Source organism: Ruegeria sp. P8, from assembly GCF_056534665.1.
Map to the genome: position 1 here is coordinate 30,077 of NZ_JBQERC010000004.1, position 13,172 is coordinate 43,248.

The window sequence follows — 13,172 nt, forward strand, 5'->3', positions numbered from 1 at the left end:
GGGTTCCACTCTGTGTAATACGCATGCTCGACGACACCATCGGGCGGCAAGATGGGCCACAGCTGGTAGGCGCCACATGGAAATTGTCGATCTGAGCACTCTGCCGGATTCTGAAGTTCGATATACCGAATTTCTAAGGCAAATCTGTGAGAAGCATGACATGGATCATGCTGCCTATGCTGGTATGAATCCGGCGGCAGGAACTGTGGCTGGCTTTGTCACCTATGACGACGCCTGGACCGAGCACTACCAGAAACAGGGTCTGATCATGATTGATCCGACCATCCACATGGCTCGCCGCAGTATTGCGCCGGTGGACTGGAGCCGTCTGGAAAGAAGTCCGGACTTTCAACGCGTGTTCCGGGATGCTCACGATTTTGGCTTGCCCAGTCAGGGTGTTACGATCCCGGTACGTGGCCCCTACGGTGATATTGGCCTGCTGAGCGCAACCCGTAATTGCAGCAAGGAAGAGTGGCGTAAGCTTTACACGAACTTTATCGGCGATTTGCAGGCCATGGCCGTGCACATCCACGACAACGTCGTGTCCTCGGATCAGCTGACCGGCGCACTATATCATCCGACATTGTCCTCTCGCGAAGCGGAAATCCTGCAATGGGTCGCTGCAGGTAAGTCGCAGCAGGATATCGGCGACATTTTGTCGATTTCGCACCGAACCGTGGAAGTACACTTGCGTTCGAGCCGGGAAAAGCTTAGTGCGCTGACCACCCCTCAGGCCGTAGGGCGGGCGATAGCGATCGGGCTTATTACCCCGGGATAAACAAAAAAATCCCCAAATTCCGCCAAAATACGGGAATCCCCCAATAGAAAAATCCTTCGAGAGCGGTAACGTCAATACTACCGAACAACCACTCGAAGGGGGAAGAAATGATCATCGTGGTAGATGGCCTGAACAGACATATGTTCAGCGAAGTTCTTGACGAAATGTTCGAGTTGAGAGCACGTGTTTTTGGCGGACGTCTTGGATGGGACGTAAAGATCGAAGACGGTAAGGAAATTGATGAATTCGATCATCTGGACCCGGCATATGTAATCGGACTCGACGACGGGGGGAATGTCGTCGCAGCCGTGCGTGCCCTTCAGACCACAGGACCTCATATGTTGTCGGATGTGTTTTCGGCAATCCTTTGCGGGGAAGCACCGCTTCGCAGCGCAACCATGTGGGAATCGACACGCTTCTGCGTGGACACGCAGCGTCTTACACGCGGCAAGGAAAAGAATTCTGTCTCTTACGCCACCTGCGAGCTGATGATCGGCTCTCTGGAATATGCCAAGAACGCAGGCATTCAGGATATCATCACCGTAATCGATCCGGTTATGGACCGGGTCCTGAAACGGTCGAACTGCGCGCCATATGACTATGTCGGCGAAACGGTTCCCATGGGGAAAGTTTCGGCACTGGCCGCGCTGTTGGATTGTACCGATGAACGCATCTCGGGCCTGCGTGAGTTTGCAGGCATCCATGAGAACGTCTTTATGGATGACGAAGAGGCGCTGGCACTGTTTGCAGCCAAGAAGGCAGCAACCCAGAGCCCGGCCAATCAGGATCACAAGCCACTGACCGATCTTGAGAAGTATTTTGTGGAACAGATGAGCGCCGCAAGAAACGAAGCTGAACGTCAGGACGTTTTGAAGCTGATCGAAGCGCTGTCGGATACGTTCACACCAGAGCAGAAGATCGCTCTGCTAGATACCCCCCGTGCTTTTGCTCATGAGGCCTGACCCCCTCACCTCATAGATACAAAAGCCACCCATGCGGAGCCGTCTGTTTACAGGCGGCTCCGTTTTTTTCACCCCTCTCTGAACAAAGAGGGAAGGAAGAGGATTATTCCTCTTCCAGTGCCTCAATGGCTTTTTGCAGGTCGTCTTTGCTGACTTCCTTGTCGCTGACCTGCGCCAGCTCGAACACATAGTCGACAACCTTGTCTTCGAAGATCGGCGCGCGCAGTTGCTGCTGCATCTGAGCGTTCTGCTGCACGAACTCGAAGAACTGGCGTTCCTGACCCGGGTACTGACGCGCCTGGTTCATGATCGCCTGGGTCATCTCGGCGTCGGTGACTTCCACCTCTGCCTTCTGGCCCAGCTCGGCCAGCAGCAGACCCAGACGCACGCGGCGTTCGGCCAGCTTGTTGTGCTCATCGGTGGGTTCGATCTCATCGTGGTCATGACCGGTTACTTCAGGGTTTTCCTCGTGCCACAGCTGATGTGCAATCTGCTTGGCTTCGGCTTCGACCAGCGACGGCGGCAGGTCGAATGACACTTTTTCGTCCAGCACGTCCAGCAGGGCCCGCTTCATGACAGCGCGCGACGCGCCCGCATATTCTGCTTCCAGGCGTTCCGAAATCTGAGTTTTCAGAGCGGCCAGATCCTCGGCGCCGAACTTCATCGCCAGATCATCGTTGATCTCGGCCGCGACGGGCTCCTTCACTTCTTTGATCGTGCAGGTAAAGACCGCGTCTTTTCCGGCCAGGTGTTCGGCACCATATTCTTCCGGGAAGGTCACGTTGACGTCTTTTTCTTCCTCGGCCTTCACGCCGACCAGCTGGTCTTCAAAACCGGGGATGAAGCTGTTCGAGCCCAGAACCAGCGGGTAATCTTCGGCCGATCCACCTTCGAATTCTTCACCATCAACCTTGCCGACAAAATCGAACACGATCTGGTCGCCTTCCTTGGCTTTCGAACCCTTGCGGCGGGCTTTGAAGTCCTGAGCGGTTTCGGCCAGGTTGTTCAGCGCTTCCTCGACGGCGGCGTCATCCGCCTTGACGATCAGCTTGTCCAGCGCAACCGATTTCAGATCGACCTCAGGGATCGCGGGCAGCGCTTCGTAGGACATCGCGACCTCGATATCGTCGCCTTCTTTCCAGTCCTCGTTGGTCATCTTGACTTCGGGCTGCAGCGCGGGGCGGTCGCCGCTGTCCTCAAAATGCTTGTTCATCGCACCGTCGATGGATTCCTGCATCGCCTCACCCAGCAGGCGCTGGCCAAACTGCTTTTTCAGCAGCGCCATCGGCACCTTGCCTTTGCGGAAGCCTTTCATTTCGATTTCCGGCTGTGCTTCGGTCAGCTTTTCATTGACCTTGTCGTCCAGTTCGGCTGCGGTCACAACAATGTTGTAGCCGCGTTTCAGACCTTCGTTCAGCGTCTCGGTAACCTGCATTTTGGTAGTCCCCATAGGATTCGGGGCGCGCAAAACGGGCGCGCCGGGCAAATTTGACGCCTTCTATTTGCCCTGCCGCCAACGTGCAAGGGGCAAAGGCTGAATCAACCTGGTTTTGGCAAAAAAGAACGCCCCGAAAACCGGGGCGTTCGTGTTGGCTCGCTGGAAGGCAATTAAAACTTCCAGCGCGCGCCCAGAACCCAGGCCTCGTTGTTTTCGAACGACGTTCCGTCATCGAAATCGTGGTTGCGATACTTCAGGTAAACATCGGTATTGATCGCTTCGACCTTCTGCACGACAGCGATACCCCATGCCTTGGTGTCGGACCCGTTGGTCTCGAAATCCGCGCCGTCATAATAGTCGATGCCGACACCTGTCTTACCCCAGGATACCCAGTTCCCCTCGTACGAGACCTTGCCGTACCAGTAATTCGGGTCCGTCTGGCCAGCTCGGTCATCGTCACGCGTGCCGCCGGCAATCGTGAACCCCAGACCGCTGGGCAACAGCACCGAGGCCGAACCGAGTGTATCCTTGCGATCCCCTGAATTGTCATCCCGCTCCCGCACAGAATACGCGACAGCTGCCGCAAACTCTACACCGCCTGCAAAGGTGTTTTCATAGAACACGCCGACATCGTAGTAGTCATCATCGTCACTGCTGGACAGAATGTTCTGACCATATGCAAAAGCGGCCGAGAATCCGTTAACCGTTGGTGTGTCATACCGCACACGCCCGCGACGTGAGCCGTCAAAGTTGCTGGAACTGTCACCAACCGTAATACCGCTCAGCACACCGTTTGTGCCACGATAGAAAAAGCCCGAGTTTTCATCGTTTGTGAACGAATACAGCGCGGTGCCGACATAGGACAGGTCCACCTCGGCAGCACCATCTGCCACCATGCTGCCCTGACCAGCCGAGAATTTGCCGTAGCTCCCCTTCAAGGCAAAATCCACAAATCGGATATCGTCGCGAGTCCAGCCGCTGAAATTTGTACCGGTCTGGTTCCATTCAGTCGAGTTCGGCAAGCCCAACGCCGTTTCCAAGCGAAAGGTAAACTCGTTCTGGCCAAATGGCTGCATCAGGCGCAGGCCAACCCGGCTGTTCGACAGATCGTTGTCGAGGACCCGGGTCTCGGTATCTTGCCCGTCATCAACAGAAATCAAGGCTGGGTTAAACTGCCCGTACAACAGCACATAGCCGCCACTGTTATTTTCGTATTTCAGCTCTGCGGCTGCCGGAACAGCGACCGTGGCAGTCAGAAAGGCAGCAACCGATATCTTTTTGATATTTGGGGTCATTTCACTCACCATAATTGGTTCGGGGTTCAGATACTGCCCATTTGTTTACTGAATCCGAGCGTTCCAGTGGTCTGCCCCTTGTCTTACGCAAGAATTGTATTTTAGCAACAGAACATACAAAGAATTTTGCTATTTTATATTATTTTTCATTAACTTACAAGACACAACCCCAGCGCGTACTGGCAGCTTGCAAACGAATAGTGATGCCTGCCTATGCACCTGGCAAATATGCGGTATGCATCTGCGCACATCTTGACAGCGAAAACATGCCATTCTGACAGAGCCTGAGCTGCTTTCTGCCCAAAACAACTAGATATTCAGCTGTTTGAAAACATCGGGCAACTGCTCAGGCAGATCCTCGGCGATCAATCCCGGCCCGAAACGACGCGCGCATTCCACGTGCAGCCACGCTGCTGTCTCAGCCGCCGCCATCGCATCGAATCCCCGCGCCAGTAGCCCGGCGATGTAACCGGCCAACACATCGCCTGACCCGGCGGTTGCAAGCCAAGGGGCTGCGCGATCATAGCATGCGGCATTGATCGAACATCGCCCGTCCGGGGCAGCAACGACTGTATCCGGCCCTTTGAACAACACGACACATCCCGCGCGTGCCGATGCCTCTCGCGTTGCGTCCACCTTGGAATAGGCGGGGCCTCTGACCGGCGTTTCGCTCAGCTTTTCAGCCAGATCGGGGAACAGCCGCGCAAACTCACCGCCATGCGGGGTCAGAACGCAGTGGTCATGCAACATTTCAAACAAGTTTCCGGGATCGCCCGCAAATGCCGTCAGCGCATCCGCATCCAGAACCGTCGCACGTTTCGCAATCAGGGCGACTGGCACCAAGTCCCGCGCTCGCTCCAACCCCAAACCGGGGCCCAGACAAAGGGCGTTCATCCGCACGTCCCGCAGTACGTCTGACAGCATTTGAGACCCATCAACGCACTGTAGCATGAGGGCGGTGATCCGGCTCGCAACCTCTGCCAAAGCCAAGGATGGCACCCCCAGCGTCACCAACCCTGCCCCAATCCGCAACGCCCCCCGCGCGGCCAGTCGCGCCGCACCGGTCTTGCCGGGCCCACCGGAAAGGATCAGGGCATGCCCATGGGTGTATTTGTGCGCAACGACTGAAGGCAGATGGCTGTACTTTGTCAAAAGCGCTCTTGCGCGCCGCCGGCTATCAAGCTCGTGGCCGTTTAAATCAATGCCGCGAGCAGGAACCCTGCCCGCTCCTTCTCCTTGCAAAAAAACCTGTCTCCAGTGCCGCTCCGACGTTTCATTCAGACCAATTGCTGCGACGCTCACTTTCCGGCAATAAACCGGACCGTCGCTCAACACATGCCCAAGTTTCCTTCGTTCGAAGGTTACTGTCAGATCCGCAGAAAGGGGTCTTGCATCGGTCAATATTTTCGCTCGGGCACCAAGCACCTTTCCGCTGTCCATGCACAGCCCCGAAGGAGAATCGACTGCGACAAAGCGAACACGTGATGACAAGCTGAAAAAATACTCCAACAATTGCCCAAGCACAGTATCAATCGGACGTGTCAACCCCGTGCCGAAAACCGCGTCCACCAGAATGTTAGGTACTCCAAAACTGGCTAGGCGGTCATTCTTCAAGCCTTCTTTTGAAAACGCGTTGATAACACCCAACTCACCCCATCGCTCATAATTCACCCGGGCATCCGGCGGCAACTTTTCGGGATCGCCATACAGGAATACCTCAACCTTCCAGCCCAGTTCCCGCAAAAGCCGCGCCACGACAAACCCGTCACCGCCGTTGTTGCCGGGGCCGCACAATACGACTGCACGCAGCGGATCCTCTTCATCTTTTTCCAAATACTCCGGGGAGCGCGAGGGGCTGGCCCCTCGCCTGTCCAGATCCGGCCATTCCTCGAAGATCGCCTCGACAACACCTTGCCCTGCCCGCTCCATCAACTCCAAGCCCGTAACCTCACCGGATTCGATGGCCGCGTGCTCGATGGCTTTCATCTGCGCTGCTGTCAGCAATTCCGTCATATCACACCTTCGCACGATTCAATTTCGATTACTTTTTGTGCAAACCGCCCAAAATATAGCATAGGGCCTGATTTCAACGGATACCGACCCGACCGATACCGCAATCACGTTGCCGCCCGAACTTAGACGTGATCACTGCGCCTGAGACAACCATTCAAGGTGAGCCGGAATGAAAAAGATCGAAGCGATCATCAAGCCGTTCAAACTGGACGAAGTGAAAGAGGCGTTGCAGGACGTAGGTGTTCAGGGTCTCAGCGTCGTCGAAGTCAAAGGTTTCGGCCGTCAGAAAGGCCATACTGAGCTGTATCGTGGCGCGGAATATGTTGTCGACTTTTTGCCCAAGGTGAAGGTCGAGGTCGTATTGGACGATGACCAGGTTGATGCCGCCATCGAAGCCATCGTGTCGGCTGCCAAGACCGACAAAATCGGCGACGGAAAGATCTTTGTCTCTCCGGTTGAACAAGCCATTCGCATCCGTACCGGCGAGACCGGCTCGGACGCACTGTAACACCACAATCTTCAAGTCAGAGGAATCAAGAGAATGAGCAAGGACGCAGTTCTTCAGCTGATCAAGGAAGAGGGCGCCGAATATGTCGACGTCCGTTTCACCGACCCCCGCGGCAAGCTGCAGCACGTGACCCTGATGGCCGATCAGGTCGACGAAGACTTCCTGGACGAAGGCTTCATGTTTGATGGTTCGTCCATCGCAGGATGGAAGTCGATCGAAGCATCGGACATGAAGCTGATGATCGATACCGAAAGTGCATATGTTGATCCGTTCTACGCAGAGAAAACCATTTGCGTGCACTGCTCGGTTGTCGAGCCCGATACAGGCGAAGCCTATGAGCGTGACCCGCGTGGCACAGCGCAGAAAGCCGAAGCCTACCTGAAAGCATCAGGAATCGGTGACGTCGCATATATGGGTCCCGAGGCTGAGTTTTTCCTGTTTGATGACGTCCGTTATTCGAACACAATCAACAAGGTATCCTACGAAGTTGATGCGACTGACGCATCGTGGAACACCGACACCGAATACGAAATGGGCAATACGGGCCACCGTCCGGGCGTCAAGGGTGGCTACTTCCCGGTGAACCCGATCGACGAAGCGCAGGACCTGCGGTCGGAAATGCTGTCGACCATGAAGCGTCTGGGCATGAAGGTCGACAAGCACCACCACGAAGTTGCGTCTTGCCAGCACGAGCTGGGCCTGATCTTCGACAGCCTGACCAAGCAGGCGGATGAGCTGCAAAAGTACAAATATGTCATCCACAACGTGGCTCATGCGTACGGCAAATCGGCAACCTTCATGCCGAAGCCTATCGCAGGTGACAACGGCACCGGCATGCACGTGAACATGTCAATCTGGAAAGACGGCAAGCCACTGTTCGCGGGCGACAAATACGCTGATCTTTCGGACGAAGCGCTGTACTTCATCGGCGGTATCCTGAAGCACGCCAAGACCCTGAACGCCTTCACCAATCCGGCTACCAACAGCTACAAGCGTTTGATCCCCGGTTTCGAAGCCCCCGTTCTGCGCGCCTACTCGGCCCGTAACCGTTCGGGTTGTGTCCGTATTCCATGGACCGAAAGCCCTAAAGCAAAACGTGTCGAGGCTCGTTTCCCCGATCCGGCTGCAAACCCCTACCTGGCGTTTGCCGCTCTGTTGATGGCCGGCCTTGACGGCATCAAAAACAAGATCGATCCGGGCGAAGCCATGGACAAGAACCTGTACGATCTGCCTGCCGAGGAACTGGCCGGTATCCCGACTGTCTGCGGCAGCTTGCGTGAAGCTCTGGAAGCGCTGGCATCGGATCACGACTTCCTGCTGCAAGGTGACGTGTTCACCAAGGACCAGATCGACGGCTACATCGCCCTGAAGATGGAAGAGGTCGAAACCTACGAGCACACACCACACCCGGTTGAATACGGCATGTATTACAGCTGCTAAGCAACCACGGCATGGATTTGCAGGGGCGCTCAAACGGGCGCCCCTGTTTCATTTGCGCCGGTCTGTCGCTGTTCAGCCTCATCGGGCGCCATAGCGCAGAATACACACTTTTTACCTTCGCCCTTGCTATGCGCCCGATGCTGAGGATCTGAAATCCTTCAAAGGCACTCCGCAGATCAATCAACAGGCATTTGCAGGAACGGTTGGAGACACTCCAACGAACCGCTTTGCCCAATTCAAAGCTCAAGGTAGGCTGGCCACAGATTTCAACACCATCGGATAATAATTATGTTTCGTCTTTACGTGTTAATCGCCCTGCTTGTGTCTTCGCCCCTTCTGGCCGCGCCTTGTGGGAATACCAGCGCGGGGTTCGAGGCCTGGAAGGCCGATTTCGCCCAGCAGGCCCGCAAGGCTGGTGTGAAAAAGAAGGGCCTTCAGGCGCTTGCCCAGGCGCAATACGCCACGGGCACAATCGCGGCGGATCGCAATCAGAAAAGCTTCAAATACACGCTGGACAAATTCATGCGTGTCAGAGGCGCTGATGCAATCGTCGCGCAGGGGCGCAAACGCAAGGCGGCAAATCCCGATTTCTATGCTGCTCTTGAACGGCAATACGGTGTTCCGGCGGGCGTTCTGATCGCCATTCACGGCATGGAAACCGGCTTTGGCAATTTTATGGGAGACAGTCAGGTTGTTTCCGCAATCACGACACTGGCCTATGATTGTCGCCGGTCCGAGTTCTTTGTTCCGCACGCAATCGGGGCACTGAAACTGGTCGATGCAGGAAGCATTACCGTGGCGACAAAAGGGGCAAAACATGGCGAGTTGGGTCACACTCAGTTCCTGCCGGGCAACGCCCTGATCTATGGCGTCGATGCCACCGGCGACCGTCGGGTGGACTTCTATGACATGACCGACGCGCTTGCCTCGACCGCCAATTTTCTCCGCAAGAAAGGGTGGAAGCCAGGGCGTGGCTATCAGCCAGGGGAGCGGAATTTTCAAGTGCTGAAACAGTGGAACGCGGCCTCTGTTTATCAGCAATCCATAGCAATCATGGCCGCCCGAATCGACCAATAGCCCGGTCGCACCAAAAACACACTCCGCACCCTCTTTCGCCACATTTCCGCCACAGTGACAAACAAAAGCCTTTAGTTTCTTGGTTTCCAATGCGTAACCAATGCCGGGGTAAAATCACCTTTTTTGCATTTTCCGCCAAATTCTCCTCACGAATGGTTGTTACAGTGTTTGCTGAACAGTACGCAAAAAAGGACAGTGCAGTGGCTCGAAAGCACAGCTACCATGGCGGCCTGCAATTCAATGGCGACGCAAATGGCGCGATCGAGCGTTTTGGCACAATCGTTGCCACGACGCTGGAAGATTACGGCCATCTGGTCGAACGCAAGGCGTTGCTGAGCAATTCCGAAGCAAGCATTGTTTCAAGTCAGTACCTTGTGCGACTGACCCTGGACACAGGCACCCCCGAGCAGGAAGACCGGTACGAGCGTATGGATCGCGCCGCGGGGCTAAAAACGATAACAAAACCCCGCGCCGCAAATCCGCAAAACAGGTTGGTTCTTTCGATCACGCCGGTTTCCCCCCTGCTGGATGACTCCGAGATTTCGGAACTGATGATGGTCGTCATTCTGTATCGCATGGTCGATATTTGTTCGACCCGGCGCGTTGAATGGCTGTCGCCACACACGGTTCTGACGGTCGAGCAGTTCATGAGCGCCTTTGACACTCTGGCCCCCAGCCGAACACGCGACAGAAAACAAATTTTTCAGTCGCTGACCGGGCAATTCTCGGGGGTGAATGTGCCCGAGAACGATGACACCATAAGTGTTCTTCATGCTTCGACGTCCCGCCCGATCCAACTGACAGATGAACAATTGCTCAGCATCGCGTTTCGCAGTGAAGATACAAACAGGCCAGGTCAGGAAACGTTCGATGACGAAGATGGTGTCGCGAAGCCAAGTGACGTTTTGCGTCTCAGCAGTTGGTGCATGACGGGTGTACTGGCTGGAGTTTCGACCCCGATTGCCCTGTCAATGGCTGCCGTCAATCTGATCCGGGGTGAGGATTTTCGCCTCAACACACAGGTGCTTGTCTTTACCTTCGCGATAGTTGCTCTGAACGCAACGAACGCGTTTGCCGATGTTGCGGCCGCCTTGGGCCAATAAGAGAATTACAGAAGACCCTCCTTGGATGCCCCGCCTTTAGGCGGGGTTTTCCATTTTGGGAACCGCGTTCGCGGCCAGAATATAAGTGTGGATTGAAAAGACGACCGCATCCGTTTTCGGCAAGCGCAGCAGGGTTTGCCGCTCACTTCGCAAGTAGGACGTTTTACGTCGACCTGTGTCGCCCCGCCTGTCACTGGCGCTTCGGGGCTGAAACAGTTCGGGGTCTTCATACCAAAGCGCGTTAAAACGCCAGAGCGGACGGCCGGGCTGTATCCCGTCGAACAAGCGCTGCACCCGCTTGGCGATATTTTCGTCGTAACTTGCGACAGGCACATGGATGTCGATCAGTGGTCGCATGAATTTTTCGGACAAAAGCCAGCTGGCCGGGAAACACAGGATTGCGCCGGTCAATACATGTTCAGTTCCGCGCTTTTGCAGGATGCAAAAATCCTCCTGAACCAGCCTGCACAATGTATCAAGCGGCTGCGCCCGGTCGACTGCGACACTTACTCCGTCGGGTCTGACGACCTCCTCACCCGCATTGGGATAGACCTGCGACAGCACAAGGTCGAGCAGCTCCCGAGCGGCGGGTTCTGCCTGCGGATCAAGCGCCAGAACGTCATCGCGGCGTTCCGTCAGCAGCTTCTGCCGGCGTTGCATCTGACCTGCAAAAGCTTCGTCCCGATGCAACCAGTTTTCCATCGTTGCAGGCTGGATACCCGGTAAAGCACGTAGGTCGCCGACATCATACGGTATTTTATCTTGCAGAATTTTATTCATACCAGTGGCTTAGCATGGGTCGAAATATTTGTCGGTCGAAAACGACAGGATCGCCGTCGCATTTTTCCAAGACGATCGATATGGGCACCTTAGGTTTGACTGAACAAGCAACGAGGTCCGTCATGAACAAGCATTACCGAGACACGCGCAAGATTGACCCCAGCCGAGGCGCTACGCTGGGTGATGGCACGCCAAACGAAAATGACCGGATCGAGATCGGACCGACACAGCAGGCTTTTGACGAATGGGCTGCTGCGGGGCTGGAACTGCCCAATCTTGCCCGGATGCGGGAACACCGCTGGAAACGACTGACGCAGGCCATCGTTGATCGCGGATATGGTGGCTTGCTGGTTTTTGACCCGCTGAACATCCGCTATGCGACCGACAGCACGAACATGCAGTTGTGGAACACGCATAACCCGTTTCGCGCGGTGCTGTTATGTGCCGATGGCTATATGGTGATTTGGGACTACAAGAACTCGCCTTTCCTCAGCACGTTCAATCCGCTGGTGCGCGAACAGCGTTCAGGCGCGGACCTGTTTTACTTCGACCGTGGCGACAAGGTGGATATTGCGGCAGATGTTTTCTCGAACGAGGTGCGCGTACTGATCGATGCGCATGGCGGCGGCAACAAACGTTTGGCTGTCGACAAGATCATGCTGCACGGTCTGCGCGCGCTTGAGGCGCAGGGCTTTGAGGTCATGGAAGGCGAAGAGTTGACCGAAAAGACCCGTGCCGTGAAGGGACCGGATGAGATTCTGGCCATGCGCTGTGCCAATCACGCCTGCGAAACCGCTGTGGCGGAGATGGAGCGCTTTGCACGCGCGAATGTCGGCAATGGAAAGACAACCGAGGATGATATCTGGGCTGTTCTGCACGCGGAAAACATCCGGCGCGGTGGCGAATGGATTGAAACCCGCCTGCTGGCATCAGGCCAACGCACGAATCCCTGGTTCCAGGAATGCGGGCCCCGCATCACGCAGCAAAACGAAATCATCGCCTTCGACACCGACCTGATCGGGTCATACGGGATATGCATCGATATCTCGCGCACTTGGTGGATTGGCGACCAAAAACCCCGCCCTGACATGATCTATGCCATGCAGCACGCGCATGAACATATCATGACCAACATGCAGATGCTGAAGCCCGGCGTAATGATCCCGGAACTTACCGCCATGTCGCACAGGCTTGATGACAAGTTTCAGGCGCAGAAATACGGCTGCCTGATGCACGGAGTGGGATTGTGTGATGAATGGCCGCTGGTTGCGTATCCGGACAAAGCCGTCGAAGGCGCATATGACTATCCGCTTGAGCCCGGCATGGTGCTGTGCGTCGAAGCCTGCGTCGGCGAAGTCGGTGGCGATTTCAGCATCAAGCTTGAGGATCAGGTTCTCATTACCGAAACCGGGTATGAGAACCTGTCCAGATATCCCTTTGACCCCCAGTTGATGGGGATCGAATAAGGCCGGGCCTTCAATTCGACCAATGGGACCGGCGGACATTTCCATGCCAATCTTCCGTGGCAGGGCTGATCTGAACCTGTGAACCACCTTGGGGCGCGGGCCAGGATTGGCCAATCGCGAACCCGGCAACGCCGGCCAAAACTATAGCCAGGATCATACGTGAACGCAGGTCTGGTATCCGGGGTGCAATATCTGCATGTGACATCTGTGTCTCCTGTTTCAGCTTTCAGGAACCACAAATGGGATGTTGAGAGACATAAGTGAAACGAATGTTTGTTTGGATAACCATCAAAATTCTTGATAATAAAAGAA

At 55.5% G+C, this 13,172-nt stretch carries 11 protein-coding genes; 7 read left to right on the forward strand and 4 right to left on the reverse strand.

Going from position 1 to position 13,172, the window contains the following annotated elements; translation table 11 throughout:
• Positions 1-76 precede the first annotated feature (76 nt).
• Together ACR0BZ_RS07910 and ACR0BZ_RS07915 are read left to right on the forward strand one after the other, a co-directional pair.
• Positions 77-778 (forward strand): LuxR family transcriptional regulator, encoded by a 702-nt coding sequence (locus tag ACR0BZ_RS07910; protein WP_267364591.1) that lies wholly within the window; start codon positions 77-79, stop codon positions 776-778.
• A gap of 107 nt (positions 779-885) precedes the next feature.
• A complete protein-coding gene (locus tag ACR0BZ_RS07915) occupies positions 886-1,740 on the forward strand; it encodes an acyl-homoserine-lactone synthase (protein WP_480480382.1) in 855 nt (284 codons plus the stop codon).
• Positions 1,741-1,843: 103 nt separating this feature from the next.
• On the opposite strand, the gene tig is transcribed toward ACR0BZ_RS07915, so the two are convergent.
• The 3 genes from tig to ACR0BZ_RS07930 all read right to left on the reverse strand — a co-directional run bounded on the left by tig (position 1,844) and on the right by ACR0BZ_RS07930 (position 6,486).
• Complete coding sequence (tig, locus tag ACR0BZ_RS07920) at positions 1,844-3,175, reverse strand: trigger factor (RefSeq protein ID WP_480909754.1); 1,332 nt, start codon at positions 3,173-3,175, stop codon at positions 1,844-1,846.
• A 173-nt stretch (positions 3,176-3,348) separates the two neighbouring features.
• Complete coding sequence (locus tag ACR0BZ_RS07925) at positions 3,349-4,473, reverse strand: porin (RefSeq protein WP_480919920.1); 1,125 nt, start codon at positions 4,471-4,473, stop codon at positions 3,349-3,351.
• Positions 4,474-4,782: 309 nt separating this feature from the next.
• Positions 4,783-6,486 (reverse strand): NAD(P)H-hydrate dehydratase, encoded by a 1,704-nt coding sequence (locus ACR0BZ_RS07930; RefSeq protein WP_480919921.1) that lies wholly within the window; start codon positions 6,484-6,486, stop codon positions 4,783-4,785.
• Between the two features lie 169 nt (positions 6,487-6,655).
• Between ACR0BZ_RS07930 and ACR0BZ_RS07935 the strand changes: the two genes are divergently transcribed.
• The 4 genes from ACR0BZ_RS07935 (at position 6,656) to ACR0BZ_RS07950 (ending at position 10,614) form a co-directional block, all read left to right on the forward strand.
• On the forward strand, positions 6,656-6,994 hold the full coding sequence (locus ACR0BZ_RS07935; RefSeq protein ID WP_209503542.1) for a P-II family nitrogen regulator: 339 nt from the start codon (positions 6,656-6,658) through the stop codon (positions 6,992-6,994).
• Between the two features lie 33 nt (positions 6,995-7,027).
• Positions 7,028-8,434 (forward strand): type I glutamate--ammonia ligase, encoded by a 1,407-nt coding sequence (gene glnA / locus ACR0BZ_RS07940; RefSeq protein ID WP_267366350.1) that lies wholly within the window; start codon positions 7,028-7,030, stop codon positions 8,432-8,434.
• A gap of 288 nt (positions 8,435-8,722) precedes the next feature.
• Positions 8,723-9,511, forward strand: coding sequence for a lytic murein transglycosylase (locus ACR0BZ_RS07945; protein ID WP_480919922.1), 789 nt, complete (start codon positions 8,723-8,725; stop codon positions 9,509-9,511).
• A gap of 200 nt (positions 9,512-9,711) precedes the next feature.
• Entirely contained in the window at positions 9,712-10,614 is a 903-nt protein-coding gene (locus ACR0BZ_RS07950; RefSeq protein WP_480504707.1) for a hypothetical protein, read from the forward strand.
• 36 nt (positions 10,615-10,650) lie between these two features.
• On the opposite strand, the gene ACR0BZ_RS07955 is transcribed toward ACR0BZ_RS07950, so the two are convergent.
• Positions 10,651-11,394 (reverse strand): heme-dependent oxidative N-demethylase family protein, encoded by a 744-nt coding sequence (locus tag ACR0BZ_RS07955; RefSeq protein ID WP_480919923.1) that lies wholly within the window; start codon positions 11,392-11,394, stop codon positions 10,651-10,653.
• A gap of 122 nt (positions 11,395-11,516) precedes the next feature.
• Here ACR0BZ_RS07955 and dddP point away from each other — a divergent pair, with 122 nt between their 5' ends.
• The gene (gene dddP, locus ACR0BZ_RS07960) at positions 11,517-12,860 is read left to right on the forward strand and encodes a dimethylsulfonioproprionate lyase DddP (protein WP_480919924.1); all 1,344 of its coding nucleotides are present in this window, start codon (positions 11,517-11,519) and stop codon (positions 12,858-12,860) included.
• The last annotated feature ends 312 nt before the right edge of the window (positions 12,861-13,172 follow it).